The sequence below is a fragment of the Serratia grimesii NBRC 13537 genome (assembly GCF_001590905.1).
Lineage (GTDB): Bacteria > Pseudomonadota > Gammaproteobacteria > Enterobacterales > Enterobacteriaceae > Serratia > Serratia grimesii.
This window is the reverse complement of record NZ_BCTT01000005.1, coordinates 1-21463: the sequence shown is the minus strand read 5'-3', so window position 1 is coordinate 21463 and position 21463 is coordinate 1. Positions and strand designations below refer to the sequence as shown.

Here is a 21463-nt window from a genome sequence, read left to right as displayed (position 1 = left end):
AATAGGGATATACCATGGAGACACCATTAAGCACGCTACAGCAGGCTTATCTGCTCGGGCGCAGCGAACAATGGCCGCTCGGCGGCGTGGCAATGCACGACTTTCGCGAATATCGCGGCCTGCAGTTGGACGTGGTGCGGTTGGAACGTCGACTGAGTGAACTGGTACAACATTACGCGGCGCTTCGCACTTGCATCGATCCGCAGCGATTTACTCAACATGTTCGGCCGGAAGCCACGCTGAATTTGGATCGACATGATCTGCGGGCACTCGATCATCAGGCCGCACAACAACAGCTGGCAACCCTGCGCAATCAATATTCGCACCAGCGTCACGATCCTACACAGCCTCTGTGGCGTATCGCCGTCATTCAGTTGCCGGAGAGACAGGACGCCACAGGCGCCCAATACGACACCGTGATTTTCACCAGCTTCGATGCGATGATCCTCGATGGTCAGGGTATTTCTACTGTAATTGCCCGGTTATTTGACGATGCTCCGCTGCAGCCCGTTGCACCACCGACACCCCCTGCCGTCGCCAGCGCAGAACAGCGCCAGGCGGATGCTGCCTATTGGCAAGCCAAGTTGCAGAACGTCACCACGCCGTCGGCACTACCGTGGCGTACTCCATTGGCTAATATCAAGTCTTCACGCTACCGCCGTGCCAACCTAACCCTGCCACGCGAGACGTTAAAGCAGTTCTCACGACTGGGTTCTGCTCATGCATTGCTGCGTAACAGCAGCCTGTCTGCACTGATCCTTGATACGCTGGCGCAGTGGACCACCGATGGCGAACTGTGCGTCGGTATCCCTGTCGCCTTTCCAGCTGCGGACGGCTCACTCAGCAACGCTTCCACCTTCGTGGCGGTGCGCTATGCGCGTCAGGGCGGCACCTTTGTCAGCCGTGCGCAGGCATTACAAGACAACGTATTAGGTGCGCTCGACCATCTCACATTTTCCGGTGTTGATTTGGCGCGACAGTTGTTTAACCGCAGTCAGGGATCACCTGCGCTGCCTGTGATCCTCACCAATTGCTTAGGCTGGGAGACGCTGCCAACCAATGCCCCCGTGCGCTACCATGACGGCGTGACGCAGACACCGCAGGTGGCGATCGATATTCGGTTGACGCAAGATGCCGACAAGAATTTGCTGCTGTGTGTCGACTATGCCGAACAGGCATTGGACGGTGAGCAGGTGCAGACGATGCTGGATGCCCTGCAACGCCGGATAACGTTAATCTGCCAGGGTGGCGATCTGGAGATCACCCCGGCGCAATTTATCGATTATCAGCACTACCGCCATAACCAAAACGAGGCGACATTTACCGCCTATCCGTACCTGGCACAGTTGGCTGAACGGTTGTTTAACGACCCACAGCCACGACCTGCATTGATTTGCGATCAACAAAGCCTGACTTACCCAGAACTTGGCCGACAGATCGGCACCGTGATGGCCAATCTGCAACAACGTGGTCTGGGGCGCGGCAATGTATTGGCACTGTATCTGGCACGCAGCCCGGAACATGTGACGATCTCTTTGGCCTGTGCGCTGCTAGGTATTATCTGGGTGCCGATCGACATCAATTCACCACCAGAGCGTGCCGCTTATCTGCTGACTAACTGTCGACCGGATCTGGTGGTCCATCACGGTGAACTCGATACGCTGCATGGGGTGACGCCAGCAGAATTGCGTGATCCGGCAGCAGGCAACCCGGCATTGCCCGACAGCCAGACGCTGGCCGAACGCAGCGTCAGCACCGAGGCCAGCTATTACCTGTATACCTCCGGCACCACTGGCAAACCGAAGTGCGTAGTGCTCAACAACCGCGCGACTGCCAACGTCATCGGCCAAACCCTGCAACGCTGGGCGGTTACCACTGATGACGTGATGATCTCGGTCACGCCGCCGCACCATGATATGTCGATGTTTGATCTGTTCGGTTCGCTCAGCGCCGGAGCGACACTGGTGTTACCGGCACCGCATCAGGAAAAAGACGCCATCAGTTGGAACCAGTTGGTAGAGCGCCATCGTGTCAGCCTGTGGTGTTCGGTGCCTGCGATTCTGGAAATGCTGCTCACCTGCAAAACCGACGACAGTCTGCACTCACTGCGCCTGGTGGCCCAAGGTGGCGATTACATCAAGCCGGCAACAGTACAACTATTACGGAGTTTGCGCCCGGATATCAGCCTGTTCTCACTCGGTGGCCCGACAGAAACCACCATTTGGAGCATCTGGCACCCAATTGCAAAACAGGACACCGGCACCGTGCCCTATGGGCAACCGTTGCCGGCCAACCAATACTTTATCTGCCATGACGACGGCACCCATTGCCCGACAGGGGTGGTTGGCCGTATTCATACAGCGGGAGTTAATCTGGCGTTGGGTTATCTGGAAGACGGTGATTTAAAACAGCATGACTTCGTCACTCTGGACGGCCCCGACGGGCAACCACTGCGTGCCTTCCGCACCGGCGATCAGGGTTACTATCGTGCAGATGGTAATATTCTGTTCGCCAGCCGGGTGAACGGTTACGTGAAAATCCGTGGCGTGCGCGTTTCATTACCGGAGATTGAAGATGTACTGCGTGGGCACGAGGCGATCCTCGACATTGTGGTGGTGGACTATCCTGGCGGAGATAATGCAGAAGCCACGTTGGGAGCGATGTACCTTACCCATGACGACAAACCGCTGTCGTTGGCGGCCATCCGCGCCTTTTCCACCGGCTACCTGCCCTGCACTCATATCCCAACGCGCTTTATCCACACTGAAACGCTACCGCTTTCCGGCAACGGTAAAACAGACCGCCACCGCATCCGTGCCGCGTTCAGTGTTGATCGTGCAGCAGCGGGATTGAACGCCTGCGCAGCGCCGTTGCCAAGTTCACCACCGGTAAACAGCGATAAGATTTTGGCTATCTATTTGCAGGCTATCGGTGCAACGCCACGCCCTGAGTGGGGAGAAGAAACAGCCTTTATCAGCATGGGGCTGAAACTGCCGCACATTAGGCAAGTGGCTACCCAGCTCAATGATGCCTTCGGCACCCGTCTGCCACCCACACTGCTTATTCCTTGCAAAAATGCACGGGAGGTCGCGGCACTGCTGGCGCGCTAATACGGTTTAAACGTAGGGGCGCGGTATGTGCTGCGCCCGCTCGTATCATCCAGGAGTAAATCGGGTCGAACGTGTTCAACCCCTATTGGTTTAGCTATTACGCCGGGTTATTCGCAATCAGGCGGGCACCGCTACCAGTTCACCAACCCTGGTCTCCAACGCCTCTTCTCTCAATGCTCGCAGTAAAAAACCCTGTAGGGCGTTGCCGAAGTCAGCAACCCCAATATCAGGGAACTGCTGCACGTAGATATCAATATCCAGATGTAAATCGTCAGCATCAGTGCGACCACGGAAAGTCAGATTAGCGCCGTCACCCGAGCCACCCGCCAGTACCTTGCGTGTGCTGTTGCACCCGCTAAAACCAGCAGGATCAAACGGCTGGACATTGATAAATGGGGAAATAAATAAACGCGAAGCAGGTGTCACGCCGCGATCGGCGGCTATCTGCCGCAGACGGTAACCAGCGTGGCTACGCAGCTCTCGCAACGTCTGCGCCATGCTGGAAAGAAAATGCCCGAGTGTCTCTTCCACACCCAGCGAGACCAAAAACGGCAGTGTATTAACCGCCAGCGCGGGCGTGTTGGTCGCCTTGCTGCTACGACGGTTCATCACTGGCATCCACATGGTGCGCGTATCGCCCCTATCATGCGGTAACGGTGGCAAGGTAAAGAATAACCAGGCGGCTGACAGTGTCAGTAGCAGATCAGGCCAGCCGATGCCGCTGCGCTCCGATAGCCAACGCAGTCGCTGCGAGATCTCGTCCGGCAGTGCCGTGCTGGTGCTCAGATATTTCACACCATATTCCCTGCCGCCTTTGCGTACCGTCGGTAACGTCTGTGACGACGGTAAATAACGCTGCCAAAAAAGACGATCCTTAGTACAACGTTCAGAAGCGACATAGGCCAGCTCATGATGCTGGAAAGCGTCGAACGCACCCAATGCTTGCCCTATGGCATGGTGACTAAGAAAGTGCGCATACAGCGCCGCACAACGGTGTTCGACTAACGCCATACCGAATCCATCGATCACGATATGATGCGCACGAACGAACCAGATAAAGCGAGACGGCTCCAGTTTGATTAACCACATTGCCGCCAACGGCTGGTTGCGCAGATCCCTGGGTTGCGCAATATCCGCCTGTATCAAGCGCATCGCGGACTGATAGGGATCCGGCTGCTCTTGCAGGTCAATACGGTTCAACGCCGGTGCCCACGAAGGATCATAACGCTGCTGTGGCGGACGTTCGCCATTGCCTGCATTGAACCGCAATGCAAATGCCTGTGTTTCTGCAAGAGTGAGGGTAATCGCCCGACACAGCGCCATCTCGTCTACCGCTCCGCATAATTCAGTGACGTGGGCGACGGTGGAAAAAGGCTGCCCGGGATGCAAAGTAAATTCTTCCCAGAAGTCTAACTGCGCCGGTGTCAGCGGCAGCCATTCTGTAGCCAAAACAGTTTCCGACATGTTACCTACCTTTGATAAGCCATAAACAAATGTTGAAACAACGGAAGCCAAAACCCCGCCGCCGCAGATTACGTCTAATAACGGCTAATACGGGGTAAATACCGGACACGGCCTGACGACCTATTTACAGGCTGCCCGGCGTGATCCTTTTTATTGTGGTTTGCGTGCTTGCCCCCCTGGCGCACGTAACAGCAAGACGATGTCGTCGTGTTAAAACGTCCATCTCACCGCACTGAAAATGTTTCGATTCAGTTACAAATGAAAATGATAATAACACTTATTATCATTTTCATGAATATAGAATAATCTGTTCATGCGACAAAAAAGAAAGGCGAGAGGCTGAATAGGTACCGCTAATGGTGGGGCAACAAGAAAAGAACTCGGCTACATATTTGGGCTACCGGGGCCGTGGTGACGACACCGCCCCGGTTAAACGGCATTTACCTGCCATTATTGATAAATCACCGCCACACCGTGGAGTTTATCGCCCCCACTGGCGGCAATAATGCGGTATGAACTGGCTCCGGCCTGATCGGCTTTTTTCGCCAGTTTATTTTCCAGACTGGAGAGCGTCAGTGCTCCGCCAGCGGAGACCACACCGATTTTAGTCAGCCCTTCGCCGGAGTTGACGCTGTTAGCGGCAAAGCTGCTGGTTGAAACCGCAGCCAGAATAAACGCCGCCATAACATATTTAATCGTTTTCATAATAACCACCTCATTTGATTGACCGGGCCAGATTCAGCCTGGTGAGGTGATTCTAAGCAGGGGTTGCTGACCCCAAAGTGACATGCCGATAACATTTCTGTCAGACAGCTGAAAAATCGGAGTTATTTACCTAAGCATACAATTTCCCCCACTATGCTGACATCACAGACAACCTGACGACCAGAAATCAATCATCAACCACCAGTTCCCATATCCTCTATCAATCACTTATATTTAAATTGAGGGCTGCCTGAATGCCACAGCGGCGGCAGTGTCCTCAATTAACCTGAGGGAGCCATCCATTTTATGCATTTTAAACAAAGCACTGTGGGTCTGTTATTGGCGGGAACCGGTTTGTTGACGGCAGGCAGCGCACTGGCCGCAACGGATACTCTGGTCTATTGCACCGTGGCCTCACCGGAATCATTCAACCCGCAGCTTTCCAGCTCCGGGACCACCTTTATCGCGACTTCGCAGGTGTTGTACAACCGCCTGCTGACACTGCGTGAAAGCGATAAAACCCCGGCGCCCTCACTGGCGACCGAGTGGACCATCAGCCCGGACGGCAAAACCTATACCTTTACGTTGCGCAAGGGCGTGAAATTCAACAGCAATAAGTTCTTCACCCCAACGCGTGACTTCAACGCCGAGGACGTCGTATTCACCGTGATGCGTCAAAAAGACCCCAATAATCCGTATCACAAGGTGTCTGGCGGCAACTACGAATACTTTACCGATACCGGGCTGGACAAGCTGATCACCAAAGTGGAAGCGGTGGATAACGACCACGTGCGCTTTACCCTGAGCCAGCCTAATGCCGCATTCCTGGCTGACTGGACGATGGACTTCGCTTCGATCCTTTCCGCCGAATATGCCGATGCCATGCTGAAAAAAGGCACACCGGAAAATGTCGATAACTGGCCTATCGGCACCGGTCCGTTCGCGCTGCAACAGTACAAACAGGATTCCCTGATCCGCTACATCGCCAACCCACATTACTGGCAGGGTGAGGTGGCTAGCAAACACCTGATTTTCTCCATTACGCCAAATCCGGAAACCCGGCTGGCCAAGCTGAAAACCAATGAGTGCCAGATCATCCCTGCCCCGCTGGCGGAACAGTTTGACGCCATCAAGAGCGACAAAAACCTGCAGTTGAACAGTATCGACGGCTTGAACGTCGGCTATCTGGCGTTCAATACCCAGAAGAAGCCATTTGATAACGTGCTGGTACGCCAGGCACTGAGCTACGCGGTAGACAAAAAAGCGATTGTGGCTGCGGTATTTAAAGACAGCGGTACACCAGCCTATTCGATACTGCCGCCAGGCATGCTGGGCTATAACGACAAACTGTCTGAATATGCTTACAACCCGGAAAAAGCGCGTGAACTGCTCAAACAGGCAGGACTGGAGAAAGGGTTTGAGACCGACATCTGGTCGATGCCGGTGGCACGGCCTTACAACCCTAATTCACGGCGGATTGCCCAGATGATTCAAAACGACTGGGCAAAAGTGGGGGTGAAAGCCAAAATTGTCACCTGGGAATGGGGCCAGTACTTGGCCGGGCTGCGCAAAGGGGAACAGCAAAGTGCGCTGTATGGCTGGATGTCGGATAACGGTGACCCGGATAACTTCGCTACCCTGCTCAACTGCGCAGGCGTGCAAACCGGTGCCAACGCCGCCCGCTGGTGCGACAGCAGTTATGACAAACTGATCCAGCAGGCGATTCAGGTCAGCGTCCCTGCTGAACGCGCCAAGCTTTATCAGCAAGCGCAGGTGATTTTTGCCCAACAGGCTCCGCTGCTGCCACTGGCTAACGGCAAGGTGTTCTACGCCACCCGCAGCAACGTCAGCGGCTATGTGGTTGACGTTAACGGCAGTGACTTTGCCAAGGCCAAAGTTAACTAATCCCCGCCTTCGCCCCTGCCGGTGGTGGGGGCAAATAACCGCCCAATCAGCCCTCCGATCCCCTCCAGCAGCCCTGGCTGCTTGCTGCCGTGGGCGCCAATCAGCGCCACATTCAGCACAGGTAAGGGCGGCAACTGTGGGTTGTCCGCGATGCGCATATCCGCCGAGATATGACATTCGGCGATCGCCGCCAGACAACGACCGGTGGCGATCGCCGCCTTCTGCGCCGCAATATTCGGGCTGGTGTAAAGAACCCGATAACCCCCTTCCAGCGTGTCGAGCGCAGCGGCCATCTGTTCCAGCGCCCGGCTGCCGAATTCATACAGCGACAGTGGCAACGGTCGCAGACGACCGATGTCGGCGGTAGCGTCGCAGACCCAGAACATCCGCTCACTGAATAGCCACTGGCCGCGCAGCGGCTCCTCTTGCGTAACCAGCGCAAGATCGAGCGCTTTGCTATCGATCATCGGGATCAGCGCCGAGGAAGGCAGGCAGACTAAAGACAGCTCAACATCCGGATAATGCTGATGAAGGCATTGCAGGATGGGCGGTAAATATTTTTCGGCATAGACGTCGGCAATACCGAAACGAACGGTGGCCTTGATGGCGCTCTGCTGCAGAGAAAGCATCGACTGGTTATAAACATGAAGGATCTTGAGCGCGTGAAAGTGCAATTCGGTGCCGGTGGCCGTGAGCACCAACCGTTTACCGGTGCGATTAAACACCTTCTTACCGAGCGCATCTTCGATGTTCTTAACGTGTGTGCTAATCGCCGCTTGTGTACGGGCCAACTGATCGCCCGCTTCGGTCATCGACCCAGTATCCGCCACCAGCAAAAATGTTTTTAACCAGCGCAGATCCAACTGCAGCATCTTTTCTTGCATTTCTGTAGCCATAAATATTTTTTATAAAACTAACAAATAACATCAATTTTTTCTATCCACCTTTCCGACGTAATCTGAAGACTGGCTTCTTACCCGAAGGTGATGAAATGGATCATAAATCAGCGGCGGTGGACTTCCGCACCTACCTGGATTATCTGCAAAAAAATGAGGAGTTGGTGGTTATCGATGAAAATGTCGATCCCGTTCTGGAGGTGGGCGCCATCGTGCGCAAAGTGTATGAAACCCGGGCGCCAGCACCGCTGTTCACCGCGCTGGCCGGAGACAACCGTAACTTTCGCATTCTCGGCGCGCCTGCCGGCATGAGTGGCAAACCGGGGCAGGCCTATTCCCGCCTCGCCGCCCATTTCAACCTGCCGAAGCAGGCTACGCCGAAACAAATCCTCGAAAAAATCATCGCCGCCGCTGACCAGCCGCCGATTGCACCGACGATCGCACAACAAGCGCCCTGCAAAGAAAACATCCTCAGCGGCGCGGACGTCGACCTGAACATTTTCCCCATCCCGCTGCTGCACCAGGAAGATGGCGGACGCTATTTCGCCACCTACGGCTTCCATATCGTGCAGTCGCCCGACGGCAAATGGGACAGCTGGTCGGTCGCCCGCGCTATGCTGCACGATAAAAACACGCTGGTGGGCCCGGCGATGCCCCAGCAGCATATCGGCATGGTCCACAGCATGTGGCGCGAACAGGGTAAAAATACCCCCTGGGCGATGGTGCTGGGCGCCCCGCCTGCGGCCATGGCGGTAGCCGGTATGCCGCTGCCCGCCTGGACCAGTGAGCCGGGCTACATCGGCGCGCTGACCGGCGAAGCCGTTGAGGTGGTGAAATGCGAAACCAATGACCTGTATGTACCGGCCACGGCGGAAATTGTGGTGGAGGGAGAAATCAGCCTCGATGAAACTGCGCCGGAAGGGCCGATGGGCGAATACCACGGCTATTCGTTCGCTGAAGGTAAGAAGCAGCCGGTATTTCACGTGAAAGCCATCACCTTCCGCGATCGCGCTATTCTGCCGATTTGCGTCGCCGGTACGCCACCAGAGGAGAACCACACTATCTGGGGTACCATGATTTCCGCCGAGGCGCTGAAACACTGCCGCCAAGAGAACCTGCCGATCGACATGGCCTGGTGTTCCTACGAGGCTGCTACCTGCTGGCTGGTATTGGCGGTAGATACCGACCGGTTGGCGACGATGCATACCGACGCAGACGGCTTCGTGCAGTTGATCGTCGAGAAGTTCTTCAACTCGCACGTCGCCTGGCTGGTACCCAAAATCTTGCTGGTCAGCAACGATATAGACATCACCGACATCAACCAGGTGGTGTGGGCGCTGGCGACCCGCAGCCACCCGAAACGCGATTTTTACGATTTTACCGGCCAGCCCGGCATCCCGATGGTGCCTTATCTGGATGATGAGGACAAACAGGCCGGGCACGGCGGTAAAATGATCATCAATTGCCTGCTGCCGGAGCAATTTAGCGGCAAGATGCGCGCCACCACGGCCTGCTTCGAACATTCCTACCCGGATGAAATTAAACAACGGGTGGAGCGTAAATGGCGGGATTACGGGTTCTGAAAGAGGTGCTGGCGACCAGGGAAACGCGCAGGCACTTTCCTCACCGTTAACATTTGGTTACCATCAGCAAACATATTATTTGAGCGTAAAAGGTAACCCGGTGCAGAACTCTTATATGCCAATGCAGATCCGTCTGCACTGGCTGGTGGCGATCCTTCTGGTCATCACCTGCACAACCATTGAGCTGAGAGGTTTTACCGTACCAGGCACCCCACTGTGGTACGTACTGGTAGTGACCCACTTTAGTTGTGGGGTGACGGTATTTGTATTGATGATCGCCCGTTTGTTCCTGCGTTGGCGCCACACCAGCCCTGCCATCGAGCCGAAACCGGCAAAATGGCAAACCGGCGCGGCCCATTTGGTGCATACCCTGATTTACCTGTTACTGCTGACGCTGCCGGTGCTGGGCGTCTATTCCCGCTATCTGGGCGGTAAAGAGTGGTTTTTGTTTGGCCTTCCAATGCCCTTTGCCGACGTCGCCGACCGGCCGCAGGCAAGGATGATTATCGGCTGGCACAAGACGCTGGCGGCCTTCGGCTATTGGCTGATTGGGCTGCATGCGGCGGCGGCGTTGTTTCATCACTACCTCGTTAAGGACAATGTGCTGGTACGTATGCTTCCACGGTTAAAAAAACGCTAACATCACGCAAAATTGGCCTGCTAATAAACCGCCCTACCGCTGATAGGCCATTGGTTAAAGAGCGGTTTATTACATAGCGTCTATTCCAGACAGGAAAATAACTTAAAAATAAAAATTAATGACCACATGCATACATATCAATTGAAATAATAAATTACCTTATTAGTTAGAGAAAGACCTGATTGCATGCAATCATTAGTGACAAACCCACCGCAGAAAAACATAACTCTCTGTAAGAAAATGAGTTATATCGTTTCCTTACATTCCCCTTAAATTCAAGATAAAAAATTCTTATATATCGAGTTGTATCTATTCCGGATTTTGACTAAGGTTATTCATACAACGAATATGCCATCCCGCTGGCGAACAAAGTCACAGTAATGTTTATTCATTTTATTCAGCTTAAAACGCCAGTTAATTTTTAGGTTAACTCTGTCCTGTCTCGCATTTACATGAGACGACATAGTGCCGCCTATGATTTCATTAATTAAGTTCTATCGGCTACACACATGGGAAAGTTAATAGCGCTTTCCACTCATAAAAAGTCAGGAGCAAAGTAATGAAAATAATGACTGGCATTATTCTACCGACAGTTGCCGCCATCACAATGGCCGGCATGGCACACGCAGCAGACAGCAAACAACCCGTGACCGGCAAAGAGACGGTTACCCTGGAGCACGTGCATGCCGTACAAGAAAATGGTAGCCCGGCGCCCAAGCACGACGCGGCCTGTATGAAAGAACTTTCAATGCCTGAATCCAAGTATGTCGGGATGAAAGTCACCAGCGAATATACCGTTAACCCCAGCTCGATGATGATGTCAGCGAAATCTATGCTCCCGTCCCCGATGGCCACACAGCCGATGGAACTGACGATTGATTTATCCGCTCTCGGCATAGAAGGGATGTACGCGTTTGGTGCCTTTAAACCAAGTTCTTTGCCGCAGGACTATGTTTATTTCACTATCGGCAAAGATTTTAAAAACCCCGTCAGTACCTTTATGGTCATTAATAAAGGCAAAGAATATAACTGCGTTATTTCCAGCTCAAACAAGGCGATGAGTAAAGAGGAACGCAAACACCTTATGGTTAAGAAATAGCGGAAATATTGATGGGATAATACTGGGGGCTTCGGGTGGTTTTTACTGCCCTGGCCCCTTGTTTTGTTTGCTTTCATTATCGTTTGTTCGTGAAAACAGTTGGTACTTGATGTATCGCACCACTCACTCATAAATGGCTAGATTATCTGTAAAGTCGAGCATTTCTGACCCAGCTCTATCCCCTGAATAGAACAACGTCAGCTATGAGTGAGGAGCAGACGTTGACTATCATTCATTTTCACAGACAGAAAAAAGTTTCGACCCAAGCGATTGAAATACATTAAGATTACTTCATTTACATATAAATAAATTCGTATTTCACGATGTAGGTTCCAATTTTATTAACACGAGCTGATACCCATACCCCTGTCATTCCTTGCTTACGGTGGCTGCGCAGAAATTCTTTATTTGTACAAAGCTGTATCCATCTGGTGGTGTTCTGATCTTTTAACCAGATACCTGCTTCACAATGCCCATGCTTACCCCTCGATGGCCCAGGGAAGACAACCTCATATTCAGATTCATAGCCAATTATTTTTTCTGGGAAGAGATAAACATAGACATCGTAACAGTTTAAGCTCAATACAAATCCCAGGCAGAAACCGCCAAAGAATGCTTTAGAAAGATACTTTATTGTTTTGTTAAAAGTGCGAAGATAAAAAGCGTGAATAGAAGAGAAGCTTCCAATCAATGCACCAAAAGAAATATACGTTGTCCATTCAGGCACCGATTTTTGTAAAATGGTATTATGGGAAATACTTGTTGCCCATAACATATACCAGAACCATCCGCCCATAATGATGCATACCACGGCTGTAATGGACCATTTTTTATATTTACTTTCGAAATAATAACTTTTATTCATGATTATATTTTTGTATCTATCAAAAGATGATAACAGCCTTACCGTGCACGGCTATTTTAACTTATAAATCTGAGCATGCTAACTGTATCTACATAATTTTTTAACGTCTGCTCCTGGCACAAAGCCGACTGCCAGATAAGGTTCCGCTTAGGCCAGCAACGCTAAACTCCCCCAAAATAAAAAGAGCGCAGTCCAAATGAACTGCGCCCCTACATTTTTAAACACCAAACTAAAACTTAGCTACGAACCAAATCATCACCGTAACCAATCCACTTGTAGGTGGTCAGTGCGTCCAGGCCCATTGGGCCACGGGCGTGCAGTTTCTGGGTGCTGACGGCCACTTCTGCGCCCAGGCCGAACTGGCCGCCGTCGGTGAAGCGGGTGCTGGCATTGACGTACACCGCGCTTGAATCCACCGCACGCACAAAGTGCTCGGCGCTGCTCAGTGAACGGGTGAGGATCGCGTCGGAGTGGCTGGTGCCATGGGTGCGAATATGGTCGATAGCCTGATCGATGTCATCCACCAGCGCCACGTTCAAATCCAACGACAGCCATTCGTCGTCGTAATCTTCCGCCGCTACCGCCACCACCGTTGCCGGGCCGTCTTGCAACAGCGGCATGGCGTTCTCCGCAGCATGCAGGGTGACGCCCACCGCCGCCATTCGCGTACTCAAGGCAGGCAAGAACTCTGCGGCGATGTTGCGGTTCACCAGCAGCGTCTCCAGCGAGTTACAGGCGCTTGGACGTTGAATTTTGGCGTTCTCGATAACCGTCAGTGCTTTGTCGAAATCAACGCTGTCGTCAACGTAGGTATGGCAAACGCCGATACCGCCGGTGATCACCGGAATAGTCGACTGTTCGCGACACAGCTTGTGCAAGCCCGCACCACCACGTGGGATCAACATGTCGACGTAGCGATCCAGGCGCAGCAACTCATTCACCAACGCACGGTCCGGGCTTTCAATCGCCTGTACCGCCGCAGCCGGCAGGCCGCACTGTTCCAGCGCCTGCTGGATCACTTTCACCGTCGCCTGGTTGGTGTGGTGGGTTTCTTTGCCACCGCGCAGAATCACCGCGTTGCCGGTTTTCAGGCACAGGCTGGCAACGTCGATGGTGACGTTAGGCCGTGCTTCATAAATCACGCCAATCACACCGAGCGGTACCCGGCGGCGTTCCAGCTTCAACCCGCTGTCCAACAGGCTGCCGTCCAATACATGGCCGACCGGGTCGTTCAAACGGCATACCTGACGCACGTCATTGGCGATCGCCGCCAGGCGTGCCGGGGTCAGTAACAGGCGATCAAGCAGCGCTTCGGTCATCCCGCTGGCGCGTGCCTGTTCCATGTCCTGTTCGTTAGCCTGTAAAATCACTTCGCTTTCGGCTTCCAGTCTGTCGGCAATCACCGACAGTACCTGGTTTTTCTTCGCCGTGCTCAGCACCGCCAGTTGCCAGGAAGCCTGTTTGGCGGCCTTCCCCATTTGCTCTAGCATGCTCACTCCTTAACTGACTATCATATCGTCACGGTGCACTGCCACCGGGCCGTATTCATAACCGAGAATTTCGCTGATTTCCTGCGAGTGGTGACCGGCTATCATGCGCATCGCGTCGCTGTTATAACGGCTGACACCGTGCGCCAGATCGCGCCCCGTCAGGTTGCGAATGCGGATCACTTCACCACGGGAGAAGTCGCCTTTGACTTCGCGGATGCCCTTCGGCAGCAGCGAACTGCCGCGCGCCATAATGGCGTCGACCGCACCGTCGTCGACGGTGATCTCACCCGCCGGCGGTGCGCCGAAGATCCAGCGTTTGCGGTTTTCCAATGGGGTTTCCAGCGCGTGGAAACGGGTGCCCACCGGTTTGCCTTCAATCACGTCAGCCACCACGCCTGGCTTGCTGCCGGCGGCAATGATCACATCGATACCGGCGCGGCAGGCCACGTCAGCGGCTTGCAGCTTGGTGCCCATGCCGCCGGTGCCCAGGCCGGAAACGCTGTCGCCAGCGATGGCGCGCAGTGCGTCGTCGATGCCGTGCACTTCTCGGATCAGCTCTGCCTGCGGGTTATTACGTGGGTCAGCGGTGTACAGGCCCTGCTGATCGGTCAGCAACAACAGTTTATCAGCCCCGGCCAGGATCGCCGCCAATGCCGACAGATTGTCGTTGTCGCCCACTTTGATTTCTGCGGTCGCAACCGCGTCGTTCTCATTGATCACCGGCACGATACGGTTGTCCAGCAACGCCGTCATGGTGTCACGCGCGTTGAGGAAGCGTTCACGGTCTTCCAGATCGGCACGCGTCAGCAACATCTGCCCGACGTGGATGCCATAAATGGAAAACAGTTGCTCCCACAGTTGAATCAACCGGCTCTGCCCGACCGCCGCCAGCAACTGCTTGGAGGCGATGGTGGCGGGGAGTTCGGGGTAGCCCAAATGTTCGCGCCCGGCTGCAATCGCGCCGGAGGTGACGATAACGATGCGGTGACCCGCTGCATGCTGTTGTGCGCACTGGCGTACCAGTTCGACAATATGGGCACGGTTAAGACGCAGCGATCCGCCGGTCAACACGCTGGTGCCCAATTTCACAACCAGTGTCTGGCTGCCGTTCATAGTGTTTCTGCCGTATAAGATGAGAAGAATAATGCTTAGGGACTTTGTAACAGGAGAGACGCGTTATGCCAACAGGCACAACGCGAAATCAGCAGAATACTTGTGGTCAAACGGGGTCAGGCGGAAAGTTTAATCAGTTTTTCTTTGAAATCAGCGGCAGGCTCTAACGTCAGTTCCATTGTGGTCAGCAGCTCGCCCAAGCGACGGTGGAAATCACGCAGGGTGGTTTCCAGCTTGGTTTTGACTTCAGTATCCTTAATCTTTTCCGGCGTCCAATGCCCTTCTTTATCAAACAGGCCGAACTGATAGGCGTAAGTAAAGCGCGTATCTTCAGCATGCAGTTCGATCCACCAGCCCCAGAATTCGCGCTTCTCTGGCGCGGGCTTAACATTGACGCAAACGGCTAAACAATCAAAGAAAAAACGGTCGTTCTCACACTGCCCTTCACGCAGATACGGCCCCAAGCTGGCGAAACGTTTCATTAGTCGGCTTTTAGGGTGACCACTCGGTAACGTCATTCTTTAACCTCCTCAATGTAGACCACTCTTTTTAACAAATTGTTAAAATTTAGCAACTATTTAACGCATTTTATCTTTCATCCAATGTGTCATTTGCAGCAATGCCTTGTGGAAACTGCTGTAGACAGGTGCGCGCGGTATGGCGATCAGTTTGCCGTCCATAGAAGACGACGCGATCAGTTGCGACTCCTCTTTCGGGCTGAGCGGATCTTGATCCCAGTAACCGGCCAACATCGGCGTCGGACAGCGGCGGCCCAACAACCCTTGGGTTTTCAGCGAATAGCTATTCAGCTCAATCTTCAGCACGTTATCCGAAGCGTTGGCCATGCCCATACGGCTAGCCAGCACGTCCATATACATGTCCGGTACATGTCGCTGCGTGTTGATGTCACACAGCAGGCGGTGCACCACCGGCCCCAGACAAGCCACACCCCGTAGCCGCTGCGGCTCCAAATAGGCCAGACGGACTGCTACGTTGGCGCCGAAACGGAAACCAAACGCAGTGACGCGCTGATGATCAACCCACGGCACCGAGGCCAGTTGAGTGAGCACCTGCTGGTGCAGGAAGCTGGAATCTTGCGTCAGTTTCCACTTGTAAGAAGAACCGATGGAAGGCATATCAATGGTCAGCATGGCAATGCCATGTGGCGCCAAATAGTCACGGAATAAGCGGTGATAATCAGTCTGTAGCGTGTCCAGGCTGCCGCACATCAGCACCGTTGGGAACGGCGCTTCGCCTTTTTCCGGCATGTGCAGGAAGCCGGTAATGCTGCTGCCGCCTTCGATGCGGAACTCCAGTTCTTTCAACTGGTACGGTAGTAATAACGCAGCTTCTTCGTAGGCCCGGTTAGAGAGCGCCTCGGCCTGTTCGGCCAGTTCGTCCCCTTTCAAGTGCGGGTAACCGGCAATGCTGTAAAAGTTGGCCGCATTGAGCCAGTACTGCCCGCCGATCAAGGGGTCCTGTTGTTCCAGTGCACGCTGCTGCCAGAGCATGCCCTGATGCACCCATTCGTAGATCCAGTTACCGTTACGGTAACCGACTACGGTATCCAGCCACTTGTCGTTGGTGTGTTCCACATCAGCAACCGCAATGCGCGCCAGCACTTCGTTGATCTCAATCGGATCGACACCGCGCCAGGCCCACATCAGTGGGTTAAGCATGCGATACCAGTTGCTGACGGTATTGCCTTCTAGTGTGGAATGCAGTTCTGCACTGACTTTGTTGCGCGCACGCATGACCAGCGTCGAGGTCTCTGGGTGCTTAAATGAGGGTTTGAACAGGATTTCAGAAAGGTTGGCCTGTGCCATGGTAACAACAGCCTCCGTAAATCTGGCCGTAGGCCGCAAACAGCCTACTAATTAACTCGAAGTAGTGTACCGAACTCTGGCGCGATATACCCGTCATACTTGAAGCGGTATCTGCACCAGCAGCACTCGCTGGCTGCCTTGATGCACATCCTATGGTCCAGGGGCGAATATCAGAAACAAAAACGCCCGGCAGAGCCGGGCGTTTTCACGAATCAGTGTGGCGAACTTAACGGCCGCCGATCGGTGGCACGAAGGTCACCGCCATGTCCCATGGCTGTTCGATCCAGGTGTCTTGCGGGATATCAACCACATAGTCATCCACCAGCGGGCGGCCTGCCGGCTTGGCGAAGATAGTGACGAAATGCGCTTTCGGGTACATTTCACGGATCGCTTTCGCAGTACCGCCGGTATCCACCAGATCGTCGATCACGATAAAGCCTTCACCGTCGCCTTCTGCGCGCTTGAGCACTTTCATTTCGCGTTGGTTGTCATGATCATAGCTGGAAATGCAGACGGTATCCACGTGGCGAATGCCCAGTTCACGTGCCAGTAAGGCAGCCGGTACCAGACCGCCGCGGCTTACGGCAATAATGCCAGTCCATTGCTCAACCGGCAGCAGGCGGTGAGCCAGTTTGCGCGCTTGCATTTGCAGCATGTCCCAGGTAACAACGTATTTTTCGCTCATAGAATGGTGTCCCAGCCAGCAGTGGTGCGGCTTACTCAGTAATCAGGGGAAAAAAGGTTGCGCGAGATTATAAAGACTGACCGCATCAAATACCAGTTGTACCTGGAATTTCATAAGTATTTCATATGGTGATTGATGCTGAATAAATGAACAATGGCGAGTCAAACGAGTGTGATCAAGCGCTTGAACAGCGCAATACGGTACGGGCACCGCCCCGAATAAAGTGATATTCTCTGGAGATCGTGCCAAAGCTGCACAGATGCCCCTAACCCTAACCGAGCGGCATTCCCGCACTGCCGAGAATGCTGTTACAGGAGACTTATAGTGTCTGAATTGTCTCAACTTTCACCACAGCCGCTGTGGGATATTTTTGCCAAAATCTGCTCTATTCCGCATCCTTCTTATCATGAAGAAGCGCTGGCACAGCACATCCTCGAGTGGGCGAAAGAGAAACACCTGCACGCCGAACGTGACCATGTAGGCAACATCCTGCTGCGTAAACCTGCCACCAAGGGTATGGAAAACCGCAAACCGGTCGCCCTGCAGGCGCACCTGGACATGGTGCCACAGAAAAATAACGACACGGTGCACGACTTCACCAAGGATCCGATTCAGCCATACATTGACGGCGAGTGGATTAAAGCACGCGGGACCACGCTGGGCGCCGACAACGGCATCGGTATGGCTTCTGCACTGGCAGTGCTGGCCGACGACAGCGTTGAGCACGGCCCGCTGGAAGTGCTGCTGACCATGACCGAAGAAGCAGGTATGGACGGTGCATTCGGGCTGCAAGCTAACTGGCTGCAAGCGGATATCCTGATCAATACCGATTCTGAAGAAGAAGGCGAGATCTACATGGGTTGCGCCGGTGGTATTGATTTCATCACCACCCTGCCACTGCAGCGCGAAGCGGTACCTGCCGGTTACCAAACCCTGAAGCTGACGATCAAGGGCCTGAAGGGCGGTCACTCCGGTGCCGATATCCACGTGGGTCTGGGCAACGCCAACAAACTGCTGGCACGCTTCCTGTTTGATCATACCGCTGAGCTGAACCTGCGCCTGCTGGATCTGAATGGCGGTACGCTGCGCAATGCTATCCCGCGTGAGGCCTCTGCGGTGGTTGCCGTACCGGCCGAAAAAGCCGATGCGTTGAAAGGACTGACCCAGGTGTTCCTGGCAACCTTGCAAAATGAACTGGCCGCAAAAGAGAAGAACATTACCGTACTGCTGGAGCCAACCACCAGTGCGTCTCAGGCAATGACCGCCGACTGCCAGCAGCGTTTCGTCGCGCTGCTCAATGGCACGCCAAACGGCGTGATCCGCATGAGCGACGCAGTAAAAGGCGTGGTAGAAACCTCACTGAACGTGGGCGTGGTCACCACCAGCGACAGCGAAGCAGAAATCATCTGCCTGATCCGCTCACTGATCGACAGTGGTAAAGATTATGTGGTAGGTATGCTGACCGCTCTGGGCCAGTTGGCTAACGCCAAAGTGGCGCCTAAAGGTGGTTACCCGGGCTGGCAGCCTGATGCTGACTCACCGGTCATGCATCTGGTGCGTGAGATCTATCAGGATCTGTTTAACAAAACACCAAACATCATGGTGATCCACGCCGGTCTGGAATGCGGTCTGTTCAAAAAGCCGTACCCAAATATGGATATGGTGTCGATTGGGCCAACCATCACCGGGCCACACTCGCCGGATGAGCAGGTGCATATCGAAAGCGTGGGCCTGTACTGGAAGCTGCTGACCGCACTGCTGAAAGCGATCCCGGAACGCGCGTAATATTACAGATGACTTAGTGATCAAACCAAGGGCGCAAATATTTGCGCCCTTATTATTCCCATGGCAGCAGCAGTTGCCGCTCAAGTTGGGGATCCAGTAGCGTTACGTGCAACCCGACCAGACGCACACCACGCCCTTCACGCCGCTCACGCCATACCTGCCGTGCCACGTTGATCAAGTCGTCTTTATTCAGCACCGGCCAGACATGTTCCTGCGTGGTTTGCTGAAAATCCTGAAACTTCAGTTTTACCCCTTGCCGGGCGATATGCAGATCCGGCTTCACTTTACGCAACCGCATCTCCAGCTCGGGATAGAGCTTATCGACGATCAATGTTTCGCACTCTTCCCAGTCATGGATATCTTCCGCCAGCGTACGCTCTACTCCCACCGATTTGCGCAACCGTTCCGGCGAAACCTCGCGCAGATCGATCCCCTGACAGCGTTCCCACAGCACTCGGCCAAACTTGCCGAAGCGCTTTAACAAGGCAACCAGATCGTACTGCTGCACATCTGCGCAGGTGATCAGCCCCACTTCTTCCAACCGTTTCGCGGTCACTTTGCCCACGCCGGGGATTTTGCTCAGCGGCAGCTGCTGTAAAAATTCCGGCACCTGTGCTGGCGTGATGACGTATTGGCCATTCGGCTTATTCAGCTCTGAAGCAATTTTGGCGAGGAACTTGATGGGCGCGATACCGGCTGACGCAGTGAGGTTCAGTTCATCGGAAATAGCCTGACGGATTTGCTGGGCGATCAGCGTCGCCGAGCCGTTGCACTGGATGCAGTCGGTCACATCCAGATAGGCTTCATCCAGGGATAGCGGTTCAATCAGTGGGGTATAGCGCGCAAAGATTTCGCGGATATGTTGTGAGGCTTCTTTATAGGCAGCCATACGGCCTGGCAGCAGTTTAAGATGCGGGCAAAGCTTGAGTGCCATTGCCGTCGACATCGCGCTGTGCACACCATAACGACGTGCCGGATAATTGGCGGTGCTGATCACCCCACGTCGGTCGGCACTGCCGCCGATCGCCAACGGAATATCGCGCAAACTGGGATCATCGCGCATTTCTACCGCCGCGAAGAAGCAGTCCATATCGACATGAATGATTTTACGCATCGCGCCTCCAATAACACTGTATAAGTATACAGGCAAAAATGGAAAGCTCAAGCCTCGGTTCAGTTCGGAGAAAACAAGGTTTCAACCAATTATCTTCGACTTGTTAAAAAAGCGTAATTTTTCAATAGTACGCTGTGGAAATTAATTACCTCAGTGACTGACAACAATAACGCTTCGCACAGGATGGCACCCTACATGAAAACATTATCGGTCTATTTGTTCGCTTCTGCCTTATCCCTGATATCTATTGCCGCTCAGGCTGCCCCCGCCATTATTGCACATCGGGGTGGTACCGCCGACGCACCTGAAAACACCCGCGTCGCCATTGAAACTGCATTGAAAAACGGCGCCGACGCTATTTGGATCACCTTGCAGGAGTCCAAAGACGGTGCAATCGTGCTGTACCGCCCTTCTGATCTGAAAGCGCTGACCAACGAACAAGGATTGGTGTCCGCCTTTACCGGCGCGCAGTTGGCAAAAGTCGATGCAGGTTGGTCATTCGCCAAAGATGATGCACACCCGTTCCGGGGAAAAGGTATTGGCATTCCAAGATTGGATGAAATTCTGGATGCTTTCCCCAAGGTCAACTTCTATCTGGATATCAAGTCACCGGATGCTGATCCTGTTCAATTCGGCAAAGCCCTGTTGGCGACATTGGAGAAGACCAACAGCTTGGACCGCACACGCGTGTATTCCACCGATGCCAAATATCTGCAGGCGCTACCTAACGCTATTAAACGCTTTGAGACCCGCGATGAAACCCGTGACCTGCTGGCAAATATCAGTCTGTCGCATCAGTGCGAGCTGAAGCCAGACAATCAGCAACCGCGTTGGTACGGGTTGGAGCTGAAGCGTGAAGTAGAAGTGGTGGAAAAATTTACGCTGGGTGAAGGTCGTTCCAAGGCGTTTTTAACCTGGGATAAAGAATCGATCGACTGCTTCCGTTCGCAAGGGCCGGCACACATTATTCTGTTCGGTATTAACTCACCGGTGGAATATCAGCAAGCGCTGGCGCTGGGTGTAGATGGCGTGATGGTCAACTCCCCGGCCGAGGCGAAGAGTTTCCGTCAGGCCAAATAATTACGCTGCATACGCCTAATGCCGTTCAGTTAAGCCTGACAGATTATTTGTTGGTATCTGTTAGTTGCGTGTAAAGGGAATTGCCACAAACGTAGGGCAATTA

The 21463-nt window shown here is 53.7% G+C and carries 17 protein-coding genes; 7 read left to right on the top strand and 10 right to left on the bottom strand.

Annotated features, from left to right (window positions below):
* The first annotated feature begins 14 nt into the window (after positions 1-14).
* On the top strand, positions 15-3110 hold the full coding sequence (locus tag SGR01S_RS04940; RefSeq protein ID WP_061806736.1) for an amino acid adenylation domain-containing protein: 3096 nt from the start codon (positions 15-17) through the stop codon (positions 3108-3110).
* A 117-nt stretch (positions 3111-3227) separates the two neighbouring features.
* Here the strand turns inward: SGR01S_RS04940 and SGR01S_RS04935 are convergent, their stop codons facing one another.
* Together SGR01S_RS04935 and bhsA are read right to left on the bottom strand one after the other, a co-directional pair.
* Positions 3228-4574, bottom strand: coding sequence for a condensation domain-containing protein (locus tag SGR01S_RS04935; protein ID WP_061806735.1), 1347 nt, complete (start codon positions 4572-4574; stop codon positions 3228-3230).
* Between the two features lie 450 nt (positions 4575-5024).
* Positions 5025-5279 carry a multiple stress resistance protein BhsA gene (bhsA, locus tag SGR01S_RS04930; RefSeq protein ID WP_037423396.1) on the bottom strand — a complete coding sequence of 85 codons (255 nt, stop codon included), beginning with the start codon at positions 5277-5279 and terminating at the stop codon, positions 5025-5027.
* 306 nt (positions 5280-5585) lie between these two features.
* On the opposite strand from bhsA, the gene SGR01S_RS04925 reads away from it, so the two are divergent.
* Positions 5586-7184 carry an ABC transporter substrate-binding protein gene (locus tag SGR01S_RS04925; protein ID WP_061806734.1) on the top strand — a complete coding sequence of 533 codons (1599 nt, stop codon included), beginning with the start codon at positions 5586-5588 and terminating at the stop codon, positions 7182-7184.
* Here the strand turns inward: SGR01S_RS04925 and SGR01S_RS04920 are convergent.
* The gene (locus SGR01S_RS04920) at positions 7181-8080 is read right to left on the bottom strand and encodes a LysR family transcriptional regulator (protein ID WP_082797603.1); all 900 of its coding nucleotides are present in this window, start codon (positions 8078-8080) and stop codon (positions 7181-7183) included. The two genes, SGR01S_RS04925 and SGR01S_RS04920, sit on opposite strands and share 4 nt — an antisense overlap.
* Before the next feature lie 95 nt (positions 8081-8175).
* On the opposite strand from SGR01S_RS04920, the gene SGR01S_RS04915 reads away from it, so the two are divergent.
* The 3 genes from SGR01S_RS04915 (at position 8176) to SGR01S_RS04905 (ending at position 11402) form a co-directional block, all read left to right on the top strand.
* Positions 8176-9663: a UbiD family decarboxylase gene (locus tag SGR01S_RS04915; protein ID WP_061806732.1), complete on the top strand. Its 1488-nt coding sequence runs from the start codon at positions 8176-8178 to the stop codon at positions 9661-9663.
* Between the two features lie 115 nt (positions 9664-9778).
* A complete protein-coding gene (cybB, locus tag SGR01S_RS04910) occupies positions 9779-10303 on the top strand; it encodes a cytochrome b561 (RefSeq protein WP_073963416.1) in 525 nt (174 codons plus the stop codon).
* Positions 10304-10862: 559 nt separating this feature from the next.
* The gene (locus tag SGR01S_RS04905) at positions 10863-11402 is read left to right on the top strand and encodes a hypothetical protein (protein WP_061806730.1); all 540 of its coding nucleotides are present in this window, start codon (positions 10863-10865) and stop codon (positions 11400-11402) included.
* A 295-nt stretch (positions 11403-11697) separates the two neighbouring features.
* Here the strand turns inward: SGR01S_RS04905 and SGR01S_RS04900 are convergent, their stop codons facing one another.
* The 6 genes from SGR01S_RS04900 to gpt form a co-directional block, all read right to left on the bottom strand.
* On the bottom strand, positions 11698-12267 hold the full coding sequence (locus SGR01S_RS04900) for a hypothetical protein (protein ID WP_061806729.1): 570 nt from the start codon (positions 12265-12267) through the stop codon (positions 11698-11700).
* A 236-nt stretch (positions 12268-12503) separates the two neighbouring features.
* The gene (proA, locus tag SGR01S_RS04895; protein WP_061806728.1) at positions 12504-13757 is read right to left on the bottom strand and encodes a glutamate-5-semialdehyde dehydrogenase; all 1254 of its coding nucleotides are present in this window, start codon (positions 13755-13757) and stop codon (positions 12504-12506) included.
* Positions 13758-13766: 9 nt separating this feature from the next.
* Entirely contained in the window at positions 13767-14870 is a 1104-nt protein-coding gene (proB, locus tag SGR01S_RS04890; protein ID WP_012005410.1) for a glutamate 5-kinase, read from the bottom strand.
* A gap of 116 nt (positions 14871-14986) precedes the next feature.
* Positions 14987-15388 (bottom strand): sigma factor-binding protein Crl, encoded by a 402-nt coding sequence (gene crl, locus SGR01S_RS04885; RefSeq protein WP_037423417.1) that lies wholly within the window; start codon positions 15386-15388, stop codon positions 14987-14989.
* Between the two features lie 60 nt (positions 15389-15448).
* The gene (frsA, locus tag SGR01S_RS04880) at positions 15449-16696 is read right to left on the bottom strand and encodes an esterase FrsA (protein ID WP_061806727.1); all 1248 of its coding nucleotides are present in this window, start codon (positions 16694-16696) and stop codon (positions 15449-15451) included.
* A 226-nt stretch (positions 16697-16922) separates the two neighbouring features.
* Positions 16923-17381 (bottom strand): xanthine phosphoribosyltransferase, encoded by a 459-nt coding sequence (gene gpt, locus SGR01S_RS04875; protein ID WP_037423424.1) that lies wholly within the window; start codon positions 17379-17381, stop codon positions 16923-16925.
* A 324-nt stretch (positions 17382-17705) separates the two neighbouring features.
* Here gpt and pepD point away from each other — a divergent pair, with 324 nt between their 5' ends.
* Complete coding sequence (pepD, locus tag SGR01S_RS04870) at positions 17706-19166, top strand: beta-Ala-His dipeptidase (RefSeq protein ID WP_061806726.1); 1461 nt, start codon at positions 17706-17708, stop codon at positions 19164-19166.
* 52 nt (positions 19167-19218) lie between these two features.
* Here pepD and dinB read toward each other — a convergent pair whose 3' ends face one another.
* A complete protein-coding gene (gene dinB / locus SGR01S_RS04865; RefSeq protein ID WP_061806725.1) occupies positions 19219-20280 on the bottom strand; it encodes a DNA polymerase IV in 1062 nt (353 codons plus the stop codon).
* Positions 20281-20475: 195 nt separating this feature from the next.
* Between dinB and SGR01S_RS04860 the strand changes: the two genes are divergently transcribed.
* Positions 20476-21360: a glycerophosphodiester phosphodiesterase family protein gene (locus tag SGR01S_RS04860; RefSeq protein WP_061806724.1), complete on the top strand. Its 885-nt coding sequence runs from the start codon at positions 20476-20478 to the stop codon at positions 21358-21360.
* Positions 21361-21463: the final 103 nt, after the last annotated feature.